This is a genomic window from Clostridium aestuarii, assembly GCF_026735135.1.
In the GTDB taxonomy this organism is placed as follows: Bacteria; Bacillota; Clostridia; order Clostridiales; family Clostridiaceae; genus Clostridium_H; species Clostridium_H aestuarii.
In genome coordinates, this window is the sequence record NZ_JAPQER010000006.1 from 101,991 (window position 1) to 117,655 (window position 15,665).

General features: G+C 29.1%; 15 protein-coding genes. 2 read left to right on the top strand and 13 right to left on the bottom strand.

Translation table 11 applies throughout. From position 1 onward, the window contains the following. Positions 1 to 10 precede the first annotated feature (10 nt). The 11 genes from OW763_RS13245 to OW763_RS13295 all read right to left on the bottom strand — a co-directional run bounded on the left by OW763_RS13245 (position 11) and on the right by OW763_RS13295 (position 12,336). Positions 11 to 478, bottom strand: coding sequence for a hypothetical protein (locus tag OW763_RS13245; protein ID WP_268041619.1), 468 nt, complete (start codon positions 476 to 478; stop codon positions 11 to 13). 54 nt (positions 479 to 532) lie between these two features. Then, positions 533 to 1,861, bottom strand: coding sequence for an acetyl-CoA hydrolase/transferase family protein (locus tag OW763_RS13250; RefSeq protein ID WP_268041620.1), 1,329 nt, complete (start codon positions 1,859 to 1,861; stop codon positions 533 to 535). Positions 1,862 to 2,086: 225 nt separating this feature from the next. Next, on the bottom strand, positions 2,087 to 3,043 hold the full coding sequence (locus tag OW763_RS13255; protein WP_268041621.1) for a hypothetical protein: 957 nt from the start codon (positions 3,041 to 3,043) through the stop codon (positions 2,087 to 2,089). 222 nt (positions 3,044 to 3,265) lie between these two features. Next, the gene (locus tag OW763_RS13260; RefSeq protein WP_268041622.1) at positions 3,266 to 3,451 is read right to left on the bottom strand and encodes a DUF1858 domain-containing protein; all 186 of its coding nucleotides are present in this window, start codon (positions 3,449 to 3,451) and stop codon (positions 3,266 to 3,268) included. 274 nt (positions 3,452 to 3,725) lie between these two features. Beyond that, positions 3,726 to 5,159, bottom strand: a complete 1,434-nt coding sequence (gene nagE / locus OW763_RS13265) for an N-acetylglucosamine-specific PTS transporter subunit IIBC (protein ID WP_268041623.1) — start codon at positions 5,157 to 5,159, stop codon at positions 3,726 to 3,728. Positions 5,160 to 5,243: 84 nt separating this feature from the next. Beyond that, the gene (gene murQ / locus OW763_RS13270) at positions 5,244 to 6,164 is read right to left on the bottom strand and encodes an N-acetylmuramic acid 6-phosphate etherase (RefSeq protein WP_268041624.1); all 921 of its coding nucleotides are present in this window, start codon (positions 6,162 to 6,164) and stop codon (positions 5,244 to 5,246) included. Positions 6,165 to 6,182: 18 nt separating this feature from the next. Next, a complete protein-coding gene (locus OW763_RS13275; RefSeq protein WP_268041625.1) occupies positions 6,183 to 7,259 on the bottom strand; it encodes a DUF871 domain-containing protein in 1,077 nt (358 codons plus the stop codon). A gap of 2 nt (positions 7,260 to 7,261) precedes the next feature. Next, positions 7,262 to 8,608, bottom strand: a complete 1,347-nt coding sequence (locus OW763_RS13280) for a PTS transporter subunit EIIC (RefSeq protein ID WP_268041626.1) — start codon at positions 8,606 to 8,608, stop codon at positions 7,262 to 7,264. A 238-nt stretch (positions 8,609 to 8,846) separates the two neighbouring features. Further along, the gene (locus tag OW763_RS13285; RefSeq protein ID WP_268041627.1) at positions 8,847 to 9,326 is read right to left on the bottom strand and encodes a PTS sugar transporter subunit IIA; all 480 of its coding nucleotides are present in this window, start codon (positions 9,324 to 9,326) and stop codon (positions 8,847 to 8,849) included. Positions 9,327 to 9,456: 130 nt separating this feature from the next. Then, on the bottom strand, positions 9,457 to 10,740 hold the full coding sequence (locus tag OW763_RS13290) for an adenylosuccinate synthase (RefSeq protein WP_268041628.1): 1,284 nt from the start codon (positions 10,738 to 10,740) through the stop codon (positions 9,457 to 9,459). Between the two features lie 186 nt (positions 10,741 to 10,926). After that, entirely contained in the window at positions 10,927 to 12,336 is a 1,410-nt protein-coding gene (locus OW763_RS13295; protein WP_268041629.1) for an NAD(P)/FAD-dependent oxidoreductase, read from the bottom strand. Positions 12,337 to 12,550: 214 nt separating this feature from the next. Between OW763_RS13295 and pgsA the strand changes: the two genes are divergently transcribed. Next, a complete protein-coding gene (gene pgsA / locus OW763_RS13300; protein WP_268041630.1) occupies positions 12,551 to 13,060 on the top strand; it encodes a CDP-diacylglycerol--glycerol-3-phosphate 3-phosphatidyltransferase in 510 nt (169 codons plus the stop codon). Between the two features lie 39 nt (positions 13,061 to 13,099). Here pgsA and OW763_RS13305 read toward each other — a convergent pair whose 3' ends face one another. Continuing rightward, the gene (locus tag OW763_RS13305; protein WP_268041631.1) at positions 13,100 to 13,840 is read right to left on the bottom strand and encodes a PIN domain-containing protein; all 741 of its coding nucleotides are present in this window, start codon (positions 13,838 to 13,840) and stop codon (positions 13,100 to 13,102) included. Between the two features lie 313 nt (positions 13,841 to 14,153). On the opposite strand from OW763_RS13305, the gene OW763_RS13310 reads away from it, so the two are divergent. Continuing rightward, on the top strand, positions 14,154 to 14,714 hold the full coding sequence (locus OW763_RS13310) for a biotin transporter BioY (protein WP_272507463.1): 561 nt from the start codon (positions 14,154 to 14,156) through the stop codon (positions 14,712 to 14,714). A 71-nt stretch (positions 14,715 to 14,785) separates the two neighbouring features. Here the strand turns inward: OW763_RS13310 and proC are convergent, their stop codons facing one another. Beyond that, positions 14,786 to 15,592, bottom strand: coding sequence for a pyrroline-5-carboxylate reductase (gene proC, locus OW763_RS13315; protein WP_268041632.1), 807 nt, complete (start codon positions 15,590 to 15,592; stop codon positions 14,786 to 14,788). Between the last annotated feature and the right edge of the window lie 73 nt (positions 15,593 to 15,665).

Sequence of the window (15,665 nt, forward strand, 5' to 3'; positions counted from 1 at the left end):
ATCTATCTTTTTATTGTTTTAAACTTGTATTTGAACCTTTAGATACTAAATTTTCAGTTTCTGTTTTTACATAACATCCTGTTTTTTTATTAAATTCTTCTATATCCTTATCACTTAGATAATCTTGCTTAAATCTTTTTCCAAATAACCAGGTTCCTGTAAATAAAGGCAATAACCATACAACATAAATCATAATTGCAGTTGCTTTAGGAAAACCTAACACAAATCCATTTAATTTTGACATATCAAAAGCTGTCATTGCAAAAAAGCCGCCCCACCAAATAATAAGTAATGAAATTAACCCATATTTCAATACACCTCTGACTCTGCCTTGTTTTAATGCACCAAGCCACATCCAACTAAAACATACAATTGGAAAACCTATTATTAATAATTTAGTACTTTTAACAATCATTGCAATTAACATGATAATACATCCTACAAGTATTGCTTTTACCCATGAATCATTTGAATTCATTATTATTCCCCCTTCTATGTTGTTAAATATTGTTATTTGAATTACTTACTACACTTACCAAATCATATGTTTTTTAGCCTCATATCTTAAGCTTTCTCTGAAATCAGGATGTGCTATTTTTATAAGTTCTTCTACTCTATCTTTTACTGATAGTCCTCTAAGCCATGCTACACCATTCTCAGTTACAACATAATCAACATCATTTCTTGAGAGACTTACTACTGAACCTAATTTTAAGAATGGAACTATCTTTGAAACTCTTTCTTTTTTACCTTCTTTATTTGTAATTGTTGTAGTAGAATGCATAGCTATTATAGATTTTCCTCCATTAGACTTTTGAGAACCTATAACTGTATCAGCTTGACCACCTGTACCTGTATATTGCATACTTCCTATTGATTCTGATGCACATTGTCCTGTTAAATCAATTTCTAAAGTAGCATTTATGGATACAAATTTATTGTTTTTTCCAATAACATATGGATCATTTACCCATGATCCTTTTTTAAATAATACAGTTGGATTATCATCTAAAAACTCATAAAGTTTCTTATTTCCAAAAGCAAAAGCACATATTGATCTTTCATTATAAAATCCCTTATTTGAATTATCTACAGCCCCACATTTTATTAAATCCACCATAGATTCCGTAAACATTTCTGTATGAATTCCTAAATGATGTTTTTCTCTTAATTCTTTTGCCACTGCATTCGGTATATTTCCTACTCCTAATTGAATAGTAGAACCATCTTCAACTAAACCTGCTATTGTTTTTCCTATTTTTTCATCTATCTCTGTATATGGTACTAGTTGAATTTCTGGTATTGATCTATCAGTTTCTACTACTGCTTCAACCTCACTAATATGAATAATATTATCTCCAAAGGTTCTTGGATAATTAGGATTAACCTCACAGATTATAGCTGCATCATTATCTATAAGTTCTTTCTCATATATATTACTTATTGAAAGTGATAAATATCCATGTTTATCCATAGGAGAACATGTACATAGCAATATTTTTTTTCTGTTTTTTATAGCAGACAATTTTTTCCAAACCGCTATATGTGCATGTTGTGGAGTAAATGTAGCATTTCCTCTTCTCTGAGCTGTTCTCAATATTGGTGTAAAATACCATCCGTGAGTCAATATAATATCTTTATATTGAGGATCATTTATAAATTCATACTTTCCTACAGGTAAACAATTTTGAAGTTCAACTCCTTTCACTCCATTTTCTTTAATTGTATGTAACTGTTGTAATATAGATACTGGTTCTGCGGCTGCTTGTGCTGCAAATAAAATATCATTTGATTTGATTAATTTTAAAGCGTCTGGAATACTCATTACTTTTCTTTTATAAATTTCTTCAACATTTTTCATTAGAATGACCTCCTGAATTTTTTCGTATAATTCTTATACTATTTTAAATCGCAAAATTCATGCCATATTTTAATCATTAATGCTTTCAACTATTTTCTAGCATTTAATAACTTCTAAAATAATAAAAGTGTTACTTATTGTTATATTTGTAACAATAAGTAACACTTTTATTATTTTAAAACCATATTACAACTCTTTTATAAAAAATTATGATATTTAAATTCTTTAATGTTCTGATTTTTTTATACTTATTTTATAATTCAAATCATCATTTTTATTACCATTTAAATCTTCTAAAACATCTGCATCAATAAATACATAAGCTACCCCTTCTGGTAATTCATTAGCACTCTTAAAATAAATTGTTAATTCATTACCATTTATTTTTATATCTTTAGCATTATTTTTAGAATTTGTATGGAATACCTTTTTTAAATCATTGGCAGTAGGTTTCTTAACATTGTCATGTAATCTTATGTTTTTATCAAATATTAATTTAACTTCATAATCATTGATAACTTTACACGCCTTAATAACTGGAAAATCAACATTCTTATTTTCTACTTTCTTTTTTTCTTTTATTAATTTCTTATCTACCTCTTCTTTATCTGGATTAATACATTCAACTTTAATTGAAGATTTTATTTTATCTTCATCCATTGAATATATTATTCCTTTAAATACATGTTTTTTCTTGTCATATTTTAATTTATTTCCCACTGCTGTTACTTTATAGTTATCTGGATGTTTAGTATTCAATTCAACTTTTACATATCTATCAAAAATAGTTAACCCCGAATTAACTGAAATTTTTTTTATAATATCACTAATATTTATCTTTTTTATATTTAGATTTTTAATTTCTATTCCTTTATTTGACTTTATAAATTCATTATAATTAAAACTTGTTTCATCCTTTAATTTTTCCTCTTGTAAGCATTTATAATCTATATATTTTCCTGAAGTATCATGAACAGCATAGATACCAAATTTGCTAACTTTAGAATTAAAATCATTATGAAGGACCTTATTCTTTTGTAACTTTTGTTCATTATACTCATATAAGGTATTTGTAGCGGTATCTTTTACTAAATACCCATCTACCTTAGCATTAGCAACTCCTACTTTAAATGATAATAAAAATGCTGTACATAATAACCCTGATAAAAATTTAGATTTCATAACAACCCCTTCTTTCTGTAATATTTAACTAAATTCATTTTAACCCTTTTCATCCAATAAGTTAATACTTTTACCAAATTTGTAACTATTTTGTAATAACTTTGAATTTGTAAAAGTAAAAAAATATATATACTAAGAAAATTACATATTACATGGTTTTGATTAAATTAAAAAAACGTACTGAATCACTTCAGTACGTTTTTTTACAATAAAAATCTTAAATTATTTATTTAAAGCTTCTATTAACTTTTCTATATCCATTCCATGAACCATAGCTGCTTCTTCAAGGCTTTCTCCTTGTGCAGATGGGCATCCAACGCATCCCATACCAAAACTCATTAAAACTTCAATGCTTTCAGGATATTGTCTTACTATATCTCCTATTAACATGTCCTTAGTTATTTTCATGTACATACACTCCTTCATTTTGTATTTTAGTATAGTAGATAATATTTATTACCTACAAATTTCTTTTCTCATATGATTATATCAAATTTTAATTTATCATAAAAGATTATTATAAAATAATTTATATTATATGTTAATATATTTTTGCCTATTTAAATAAAATTAATCCCATATGCTTTACTGAATTATTATTTTATCACCTTAAACTTAGCTTCAGGTGAAATTTGTATTTCGTCTAAAAATCATTTAAAGTTATCCATTCGCTTAACAACAGTTAGGTATTGATCAATGCTTTAATATGTGTTACTAGCGGATCTGCTACAGTACCAACAATTATCTGATAATTTTTTTCATTAAGTTTCATAACTCCAGCTACTCCAATTTCTTTCAATCTTACTTCATCAATTTTTGAATTATCTTTAACAGTTAATCTAATTCTTGTTATACATGCATCTATATTTTCAATATTATTTTTGCCTCCAATTGCCTCAAGAATTTCAAAAGCTTTAATTTGAAGTTCATTATTGTTCAATCCGGTTAATCTTGCTGATTCTTCTTCCTCAGCTCTACCTGGAGTCGGAAGGTTGAATTTTTTTATAAAAAATAAGAATACAACATAGTAAATGCCTGCAAAAACTAATCCTACTAAAATTAACCCAACAGGATTTGATGAAATAGTAAAATTAAGAAGATAATCTATTAATCCTGCTGAAAAACCAAATCCACACTTCATTCCTAATGATGCAGTTAACGCAAGAGAAATTCCTGTTAATAAAGCATGAATTAAATATAATACTGGTGCTAAAAACATAAATGCAAATTCTATAGGTTCAGTTACACCTGTTAAGAAAGAAGTAAAAGCCATACCTAAAAGCATACCAGTTACTGCTTTTTTATTTTCTTTTTTAGCAGCAGTAATCATAGCAAAACATGCTGCTGGAAGAGCAAACATCATTATTGGGAAGAACCCTGTCATAAATGTTCCTGCAGTAGGATCTCCAGCAAAGAATCTATTAAGATCACCGTTAATTACTTTTCCTGCTGGGTTTGTAAATGTACCAAACTGAAACCAGAATAAAGAATTTACAACATGATGTAATCCAAATGGAAGCAACAATCTATTAAGAAATCCAAAGAAGAAAGCACCAATTGAACCTGAGCCTGAAACAGCATTACCAAAAGTATTAATTACTCCTTGAATATATGGCCATATATATCCACATATTACACCAATTATTAAACTATAGAATGATGTAATTATTGGAACAAAACGCTTACCTCCAAAAAAACCTAAGAAATCTGGAACCTTAATTGCTTTATATTTATTATACAAATACGCTGCTAAAATACCAACTATGATACCTGCAAGCACACCCATATATATAGTTTCATCAAAAGTTAAAGCAACTCTAGTTAAAACAAAATATCCAACTGCTGCTGCTAATGCAGAAACTCCATTATTTTCTTCTGATAAACCTATTGCTATACCTATCGCAAATATAAGTGGTAAATTTTCAAATACAGCATTACCCGCTTGTGCCATCCAAGGTATTCCTTTAGGTAATGCATTTGGAGCAATTCTATGCCATATATCTGGCTGACCAAGTCTTAATAATAATGCTGCTGCTGGTAAAACTGCAACTGGAGTCATAAGTGCTTTTCCAAGCCTCTGAAGCTTAGCTAAAAACGTATTATTGGATTTAGACATAAAAGAAACCTCCTATACATAAATTTAATAATTATAGTAAAAATTAAAAACAGCTTATATATTAAACTTTAAATAAAACCTTATTTAAGCTTTTTCACATTCAGCCTCTTCTATTGCTTTTTGAATATATCCCTTGTTTTTCTCCAATAATCTTCTTGATTTTTCTTTATCCAGTCCAGTTTTAAGTATCATTATGGCTAATTTAACATCATAATTTGTATATTCAAGTATTTTTATAGCCTTTTCCTCTTCAACTTCTACTGCAAGCATAACAATTCTTTTAGCTCTTGCTGTGAGTTTTTCATTTGTAGCTTGAACATCTACCATTAAGTTTCCATATACTTTTCCATATTTAATCATAGCCCCTGTTGTAAGCATATTTAATATTAATTTTTGTGCTGTTCCTGCTTTCATTCTAGTAGAGCCCATTATTACTTCTGGACCAACTTTAACAGACATAGGAATATCCGCAATTTTATTCATAATACCTTCTGGATTCATAGTTATACACAAAACAACAGCACCAATACTTTTTGCATATTCCATTGCTCCTATAACATAAGGAGTTCTTCCAGAAGCTGCAATACCGCAAATCACATCTTCTTTTGTTATATTTTTTTCTTTTAAATCCTTTTCACCATTTTCTTTGATATCCTCCGCACCTTCAACAGCTTTAAACATAGCACCATTTCCACCAGCTATTATTCCCTGAACCATTTCAAAATTCACTCCAAAAGTTGGTGGACACTCTGATGCATCAATAATACCAAGTCTACCGCTGGTTCCAGCCCCTACATATATCAATCTTCCACCTTTTAAAAAACTATTTTCAATAATATCAATAGCTTTTGCTATACTTTCCTTTATTTTTTCCACAGCAATGGCTACTTTTTTATCCTCATTGTTGATAACTTCAACTATTTTAATTGTACTCATACTATCTATATTTAATGTATTTGAATTTCTCTGTTCAGTAGATATTTTAGATAAGCTATCTAAATCCACCACCATCACTCCTATACCTTAAGTTTTAAATCCAAACTTAGTTTCTTCATCTATATAGTTTATTAAAAACCGTTCTTCTTCAAATATCTTTCCAACTACATTAACCCTACTATCTTTCGGTAAATCCTTTTTACAAATTTGTAATTCTCCACAATATCTTAAATAATCCTTATTATCAATAGTTATATATCCCAACTTTCTCTCAGTATTATTATTAGGATTTATAATACTATCTTTATTTAACAACATCCTTGAATTCATAGATCTTACTACATCTTGAGCACTATCTAGTCTATTTATATGAAACTCATTAAAAATAATTTTCTTTTCAGTTTCACAATCTGATAAAAGTTCTATATTAAACTCTAATATTTTCTCATTTAATATGCCTACAGTTTTTAATTCTTCTATAGATGCAATACTATCTCCTAAAAACACATTATCAATACCAAGAATATATAAATGCTTTGCTGCAACATCTGGTTTCATAAATCTATGCATTTCAAGAGTTGGAAGCCCTTCATAAATAGGCCCTCTTTTACTTACTAGTGATGGTATAAAAGCTGAAACTTCAATATTATATTTCTTTAACATATTATTTTTCTTTATCATTGTTTCAACTGATATTCCTGTATTAAGTCTTGGATAATAATTATGACTGGCTTGAAGCATTTTATAGTTTGGCTTATATTTTTCAAATTCTTTTAGAAAATTTTCAGTAACAGTACTAGCATTTATTTCAATTTTCAATCCATAAGAATTCCTAGTAAAAACTGCGATATCTTGTGGTGTAAACCCAAAATCTACCCTTATTCCATCAATCTTCAACTCTGATAATACCTTTAAATTATTCATATCCGCATTTATATAACTAAAAGCTCTAGGTGAAATATCTGCGGTTACTTTCATTCCTAAACTATCTGCAAACATTGTAATTTCTTTAAATTCTTCTAATGCAAACTGATAGTCTGCTTCTGGAATATGAAGAGAGGTAAATATTTTTTCAAAACCATTTTGTTTAGCTAATTTCATATATTTTAAATTATCTCTTAAAGAATAATCCATTCCTACAAATATAGATATACCCTTAGCCATTTTTATTCTGGGTCCTCAAAGCCCAAAATCTTAGTAGCTATAAATCCTGCTATATATGCTACTATAACTCCTATTAAATAAGATAATGGTTTGTTTGTAATTACTGTTAGTGGAAGTCCTGATAAGCCCATACTGGTTGACGCTACTTTTAAAACTGCCTGAGCCGCTCCACCAAAAGCTCCACCTATACATGCTCCTAGAAATGGTTTTCCAAGTGGTAATGTTACACCATATATTAAAGGTTCTCCTATACCCATTATGCCTACTGGAAGAGCTGAAGCTATTGTTTTTTTCAATCTCTTATTTTTAGTTTTAACAAGAACAGCAATTGAAGCTCCTATCTGTCCCGCACCAGCCATAGCTAATATAGGAAGCAATAAATTTTCTCCTGTTGTTTTTAATAAATCTGCATGAATTGGTGTTAATCCTTGATGAAGTCCTGTCATAACAAGTGGCAAGAATGTTCCTCCAAGAATAAACCCTGTTACTGCACCTCCACCTGCAATAGCAGTTTTAACAGCTGAACCTATAGATGTTGAAATAATACCTCCTAATGGTTGAAGTATAAAAATAGCTGCAAACCCTGAAACTAATACTACTATTAATGGAGTTAAAAATAATTCCAAAATTTCTGGCACAACTTTTCTTACCTTCTTTTCAAACCAGCTCGAGAATGCTACAACTAATAAAACAGCTATAATTCCACCTCTACCTGGCAATAATGGTTTCCCACCTATCATTACCTTCGCAAGAGCTGGTGATGTAATAACAGCTGCCATTGTACCACCAAGCATTGGTGAACCACCAAACTCTTTAGCTGCATTTACACCAACAAATAAATTAAGTCCATAGAATACTGCTCCACCTAAAACAACTAAAATTCCACCAACAGTAGTTTGAGCAAAAGCTCCATTTGTTGCTTTAATAGCAATATTATTTATTCCCATTACAAGACCACATCCAATAAAGGCTGGTATCAATGGTATGAATATACTTGCTATTTTTCTAAGCATTAACTTAAATGGTGTAGCATTTTTTACTTTAATCTCATCATGGAGTATTTTTGCTTCATCTAACTCTCCAACTTTCATACCTGTTATAGTTCCAAACTCATTTGCAACCTTAGTTACTTTACCTGGTCCAAGCACTATTTGAAACTGTCCTGCTTGTTCAACTACCCCCATAACACCTTCAACGTTTTTTAACACATCCTTATCCACTTTACTAACATCCACAATAGCTAATCTTAAACGAGTCATGCAGTAAGCAACTTGTGTTACATTCTCTTTACCTCCAACAACACTTAAAATATTTTCTGCAATTTCCCTAGGATTCAACGAATTAGGCATAAATAATCCCCCCTTTTAATGGAATAAAAAAGAGCTCAGAAAATAAGAATAACCTCATTTCTAAGCTCATGCCTGCATAAGCAGCAACACGCCACTGAAATATTTTACTTTTGTATAAAAGCATTCATGATTCCAGATAATATATTATATGATGTATAATATATAATAATTACATATTTAATTTTGTTTTCATACAACATTTAAGAATTTTTTAAATGGTAAACAATAAAACTTACAGTTATTTTATTTTGTAATTAAACACAATATTCTTACCTGATTTAACCTGTGTATCTAAGTTATAGTCTATTTTATCTATAACATCCATATTAGCAATTAAAACTAATGTGACTAAAGAATATCCTCTCTTTTTAATTAATTGTCTATTTATTTTTATAATTGGTTCACCTGAATTAACTCTACTACCAGTTTCCACTAACCTTTCAAAACCTTCTCCTTTAAGTTCTACAGTATCAATTCCAATATGAACTAAAATTTCTACTCCATTATCTAAAGTCATAGCAAAAGCATGATTTGTATTAAATATCAGAGTTAGTTTTCCATCTGCCGGAGCTGTTATTATATCACTTATTGAATCTATTCCAACTCCATCTCCTGCAAGCTTTTGTGCAAAAACCTCATCTGGAACCTTTGATAACTCTATAACTTTTCCATCTACTGGCGCTACAATATTAAACTTTTTCTTAAAAAAACCAAACATATTTTATTCCCCCCTATGTAAGTATATGATTAAATCCACTAAATTTTGCAAACAAAAAAAGCATGAGTTTTAAATAAACTCATGCCTGATTTAACAGTAACACATCTACATATTATAACAATTTAACCAATTATAGTTCTGCTATATTAATTGTTTGACTTCTTTTTGGACCTACTCCTACACTTGATACTCTTGTATCTGTAAACTCTTCTATTCTCTTTAAGTATTTTTTAGCATTTTCTGGCAATTCTTCGTAACTTGTAGCAGCTGCTACGCTTTCATCCCATCCATCAAATTCTTCATATATAGGTTCACATTTTGCTAAGTCTTCTAGACTTGCTGGGAAATAATCTATAACTTTACCTTCAAACTTATATCCAATACAAACCTTTATTTTTTCTAATCCAGCCAAAGTATCTATCTTAGTTACAGCAAAGCTAGTAAGTCCTGAAATTCTTGCTGTACTCTTTAATATTACAAGGTCAAGCCATCCACATCTTCTTGATCTACCTGTAGTTACTCCATATTCATGACCTTTTTCTCTTATCCAATCCCCTGTTTCATCATTTAACTCTGTTGGGAAAGGACCTTTACCTACTCTTGTTGTATATGCTTTTGCAATACCTACAGCATTTGTTATCATTGTAGGACCTACTCCTGCACCAGTACATACTCCACCAGCTATAGTATTTGAAGAGGTTACATATGGATATGTTCCGTAATCTATGTCAAGTAATGAACCTTGAGCACCTTCAAATAATACTTTTTTATTATTTTTTATATCATCATAAATTCTTACAGATATATCTGTAACATGTTCTCTCATTCTTTCTGCATAATCTAAGTATTCCTTATATATAGTATCAAAATCTAAAGTTTCTCCACCATAAAGTTCAATTATTGCATTTTTATCTTCTATATTTCTTCTAAGTTTTTTTTCAAAAACTTCCTTATTCATTAAATCACAAACTCTGATTCCGCTTCTTTCTGCTTTATCTGTATAGCAAGGTCCTATTCCTTTTCCTGTAGTTCCTATATCTGCTTTCCCTCTTGCTTTTTCTTTTAATCCATCAAGAACTCTATGATAAGGCATTATAAGCTGAGCTCTATCACTTATTAAAAGTTTCTCTGGAGTAAATTTAACTCCTAATCCTTTTAAATAATTTGCTTCTTCAAATAAAGCTTTAGGATCAAGAACAACTCCATTACCAATTATATTTAATTTATCATCATATAATATACCTGAAGGTATTAAATGCAATTTGTATTGTTTATCTCCAACTTCTACAGTATGACCTGCATTATTTCCTCCTTGAAATCTAACAACTACATCTGCTGTTTCAGCAAGATAATCAGTCATCTTACCTTTTCCTTCATCTCCCCATTGAGCTCCTAATACAACAAGTGCTGACATAAAACGTTCCTCTCTTTCATATATAAATTCATACATTAAATTATAATCAAATATATTTTAACATTTTAAACTCTATTTTACTACTAACTAAAATTTTTGTTTTCAATTTATAAATAACTCTACAAAATATCACAAAACAGTAATTTTCACTTCCTAGACTCAACGCAAACGTCTAATCCATAGTAACTAAACTTGTTTTTTGATAATATCCCTTGCTACAACAACACCAGTGGCAGAAGCCTGCATGAGTCCTCTTGTTATTCCAGCGCCATCTCCTATTGTATAAAGGTTTTCTATTTCTGTTTCAAATTTATTATTAGTTTCAAATTTACTTGAATAAAACTTTACTTCTACTCCATATAAAAGAGTATTTTTACTGTAAAGTCCTGGCGCTACTTTATCAAAAGCTTTAAGCGCTTCTACAATAGATGTTAAGTGTCTTTGAGGAAGAACAAAGCTCAAATCTCCTGGTACTGCTGATTTAAGTGTAGGTATTGTAGTAGATTTTTTAATTCTTGACCAATTTGTTCTTCTACCTTTAAGTAAATCTCCAAGTCTTTGAACCATTATAGGTCCACCTGTTAACATATTACCAAGCTTAGCAATATATTTACCATAGTCTATAGGTTGATCAAATGGTTCTGTAAATGTTGTAGAAACAAGCATTGCAAAGTTAGTATTTCCTGTTCTAAGTTTCTTTTGAGAATAACTGTGACCATTAACAACAGCAATTTGATCATCATAATGTTCTTCTGAAACCACGCCTCCTGGATTCATACAAAAAGTTCTTACTTTATTATCAAATGTATCAGAATAATAAACAAGTTTAGCTTCATATAAATACTCTGTTAAATGATCCATTATGGAATTAGGCACTTCTACTCTAACTCCTATATCTACTGCATTATTGACAGTTTTCATATTATGCTTTTTAGCTTCTTTTGAAAGCCATTCTGCCCCACCACGACCTGGTGCAACAACAACATATTTGCCTCTTACTTCTTTTTCTCCATCTTTAGTCTTTATAATAACTCCAGTAATCTTGTTATTTTCAATTATCAATTCTTCTGCTTCACTTAACTCACTAAATTCTGTTTTTGTATTTTCTATTAAATGATGATACATTCCTTTTAAAACATCATACGCAAGTTCAGTTCCTAAATGTCTTACAGGACATTCAATTAAACGGATATTATGCTTACTTGCTTCATATTTTATTTCATCTACTTTCTCATCATTTAAACCATGAACAGTTTCATTAGCTCCAAATTTTAAATATATATTATCACAATAGTTTATTAACTTCTTAGATTCATCTTCTGAAAAATATTCAAGCAACCTTCCTCCAACTTCAGGGCTTAATGAAAGCTTACCATCTGAAAAAGCCCCTGCTCCTGACCATCCGAACGTTATTCCACATGGATTGCAGTTTACACACTTTCCAGTATTTCTTGCTGGACATTTTCTTTTTTCTATATTTCTACCTTTATCTATTATTAATACTTCAACATTTTCATTTAACTTGGTAACTTCTAAAGCTGTAAAAATACCTGCTGGTCCTGCACCAATAATAATAACATCATAATTATTTTTCACAACTTATCACCCCTTATTTATAGTAACAGAGCTATATTCTTTAGTCAATACGAAATGCGAATATTTTGCATAAAATCAACAATAAAATTCGTATTGCCTTTTTTTATAATATTCTTCTCTACTTCTATTGTTTCCCTATCTTTTAAATATTATATTTTTCTCTATAAGAGGGAATACTTTTTATATTAAGATATTTAAAAGGCGGTAGATTTTATTGAATATACCTAATATATTAACTTTATTTAGATTATTTTTAATACCAGTTTTTATATTATCCTTTTTTTCTCAAAGTCCTCAAAGTTTATTAAATTCTACATTCATTTTTTTACTAGCAGGAATTACCGATGTTTTAGATGGTTTTATCGCTAGAAAGTATAATCTTATAACTAAATGGGGAATAGTATTAGATCCTTTAGCTGATAAACTTATGTTAGTTACAGTATTATCTTGCTTAGTTGTTAAAAATTATATACCTATTTGGATATTGGTTGTAATTTCAATAAAAGAATTTTTGATGATAAGTGCAGGTATCTCTTTATATAAAAAAAATATAGTAATACCTGCTAATGGATATGGTAAAATTGCAACTTTAGTTTTTTATATAGCAATTCTATACTTACCTTTTAATTCAACTATAAGCAATTATTTTATATATGGAGCTGTTGCAATTTCTATAGGTGCATTTATAAATTACTTTAGAGGATATAAGAAAAAATTTGGTTAACATAAGCCTATACCTTTTAAATTAAGGTATAGGCTTATGTTACTTTTCTTTGTTATTTTCACTATTTGGTAATTCCATTTTAAATAAATGATATTCAAAATCAAAACCATACGATTGCTTTCCCTGTTCTGTTTCATATAGAGGAAGAGTCTTTGTAAATTCCACTAATCCCTTACCTTCTTTATATGTTAAAATTTCCTTATACGTACTTTCAGGATAATTATCTATTCCTTTTATAATTGTTTCAGTTTTAATTGTATCCTTATTCTCCTTATCTTTTGATACATCTACAATTTTAGTTTCCGCTTCATATTCCTTTCCCTCTAAAGTGATTTTTTGATTCCATGCTGTTCCTACAACAATAGGTTCTTTTAATATAGTCTTCTCACTATCAGTTAATTGACCTTCTTTTATCTTTTTATTTTTTTCAATAATAGAGTCTTTACCAATTATATAATCTATATCAATAAGCAAATCTTCTTCTGTTGCTCCTCCTTCTCCTTCACTTACATCTACTATTTTACCTTTAAACTTTAATATCAATTTTTCTTTTTTATCTTCAATTTCACTTAATGTTAAAGCATGTGCATATTCTAATGTACCGCAATAGTACAATTTAATTCCTTTTTCTAAAGGAAAATATTTTGCTAATTCCTCACTGTATTCTTTTGAATCTGTACCATCTCCAGATTTAACTTTTGGGGAGCATCCAACTACAGATATAGACAAAACTAATATAGCCATAAAACAAACTATCTTTTTAACAATTGACTTTATCATATTAATTTCTCCTTCTAATATATTTTTATATTACAAATATATTCTACATTATAATTCCACACAAATAATTACAAAATAGTTTCAATCTTATTCTAGCCTACATTTCACATCTAAAATTTAAAATTATGTAATTTACTCAATTGACAATATAAATTTCTTTATGTAATATTATATTGTAAACCATTTTTATTTTTTAGGTTTACAATGTTGTGTAATAGAACTTAATTTAATTTTTTAACTTTACAATATTAATTTTAAATTGCATCGAAATTTGATGCATATATAATCTATTTTTAGGAGGACGTTCATAAAAATGAAAACAAAAGAATTAACATTAGTATCATTATTTGCAGCATTAATGGTTGTTGGTGCTTATGTTTCAATACCAACCCCCTGGGTTCCTTTAACCTTTCAACCTTTCTTTTGCTGTTTTGCAGGTGTTTTATTAGGCTCAAGGCTAGGAGCTCTTTCACAAATAGTATATATCTTGATAGGTCTATGCGGAGTACCTGTCTTTCAAGGTGGTAAAGCTGGTCCATCTGTTATAGTCTCAACTACCTTTGGATATCTTATAGGTTTTGTTATATCTGCTTATGTTATAGGTCAAATTACAGAAACAAGAAAAGCTAGTATAAAAAATCTATCTCTTGGAGTTCTTATAGGCTTAGCTATTATATATATTTTTGGAGTTGCTTATTTATATGTAATAGTTAACTTTTATATAGCAAAACCTATGAGCATAATCAAAGCAATACAAGCAGGATTTATTCCGTTCATAATAAAAGATTTAGTATTAAGTGGAATTGTAGTAACTGCTTCATACAAAATAATACCAGCACTAAATAAAGCAGGACTTAGAATAATTAAGAATTAAATATAAAATCATATAGCTTGTAAAATCAAAAATAAAGTTGAGAGTACAACTTTCAACTCTCAACTTTATTTCTATTTTCCCATATTTTTTGCTTTTTTAACACATTCTTCTACAGCTTCTATTACTCCAGCTCTGAAACCATTTTTCTCTAAAGAATAAACAGCTTCAATAGTTGTTCCCCCTGGCGAACATACCTCATCCTTTAGCTGACCAGGATGTTTTCCCGTTTCTAACACCATTTTTGCTGAACCATATACTGCCTGAGCAGCCATTCTGTAAGCTTGTTGTCTTGGAAGTCCATTAAGCACTGCTGCATCAGCTAATGCTTCTATAAACATATATACATAAGCTGGTGATGAACCTGTAACCGCCGTAACTGCATCTATATCTGATTCCTTTACTCTTTCAACCTTACTAAAACGTACAAATATATCTTCAATCATCTCTGCTTCTTCTTCTGTAACAAGTTTATTAGGACATAAAGCAGTCATTCCTTCTCCTACTAGTGCAGGTGTATTAGGCATAGTTCTAACTATTTTTATATCTTTTTCAAAATATTCTTCTATTTTTTCTATAGTCATTCCTGCAGCAATTGTTACAATAATAGCATCTTCTTTTATTTCTGATCTAATTTGTTCTATCACATCTTTATATTTATTAGGTTTTACTGATAAATATAATATATCTGAAAATTTTGCAATCTCAATATTATCATTAGTAATTCTAATTCCATTCTCTTCTTTTATTTTATTTAATTTTTGATTATCTAAATCACTTGTCATTATATATTCAGGACTTATTAAATTAGACTTAACTATCCCTTTAATCATAGCACTAGCCATATTACCAGCACCTATAAATCCTATTGTTTTATTCATTATTTTCCCTCCCTAAAAATTGAATAAGTAAACACTTTTATGATATAATTTCTTAAATCGATGATGTTTTTAT

Coding starts and splice junctions, on each gene's coding strand:
- OW763_RS13245 (WP_268041619.1), bottom strand. CDS start 478: ATGAATTCAAATGATTCATGGGTAAAAGCAATACTTGTAGGATGTATT.
- OW763_RS13250 (WP_268041620.1), bottom strand. CDS start 1,861: ATGAAAAATGTTGAAGAAATTTATAAAAGAAAAGTAATGAGTATTCCA.
- OW763_RS13255 (WP_268041621.1), bottom strand. CDS start 3,043: ATGAAATCTAAATTTTTATCAGGGTTATTATGTACAGCATTTTTATTA.
- OW763_RS13260 (WP_268041622.1), bottom strand. CDS start 3,451: ATGAAAATAACTAAGGACATGTTAATAGGAGATATAGTAAGACAATAT.
- nagE (WP_268041623.1), bottom strand. CDS start 5,159: ATGTCTAAATCCAATAATACGTTTTTAGCTAAGCTTCAGAGGCTTGGA.
- OW763_RS13275 (WP_268041625.1), bottom strand. CDS start 7,259: ATGGCTAAGGGTATATCTATATTTGTAGGAATGGATTATTCTTTAAGA.
- OW763_RS13280 (WP_268041626.1), bottom strand. CDS start 8,608: ATGCCTAATTCGTTGAATCCTAGGGAAATTGCAGAAAATATTTTAAGT.
- OW763_RS13285 (WP_268041627.1), bottom strand. CDS start 9,326: ATGTTTGGTTTTTTTAAGAAAAAGTTTAATATTGTAGCGCCAGTAGAT.
- OW763_RS13290 (WP_268041628.1), bottom strand. CDS start 10,740: ATGTCAGCACTTGTTGTATTAGGAGCTCAATGGGGAGATGAAGGAAAA.
- OW763_RS13305 (WP_268041631.1), bottom strand. CDS start 13,840: ATGATAAAGTCAATTGTTAAAAAGATAGTTTGTTTTATGGCTATATTA.
- OW763_RS13310 (WP_272507463.1), top strand. CDS start 14,154: ATGAAAACAAAAGAATTAACATTAGTATCATTATTTGCAGCATTAATG.
- proC (WP_268041632.1), bottom strand. CDS start 15,592: ATGAATAAAACAATAGGATTTATAGGTGCTGGTAATATGGCTAGTGCT.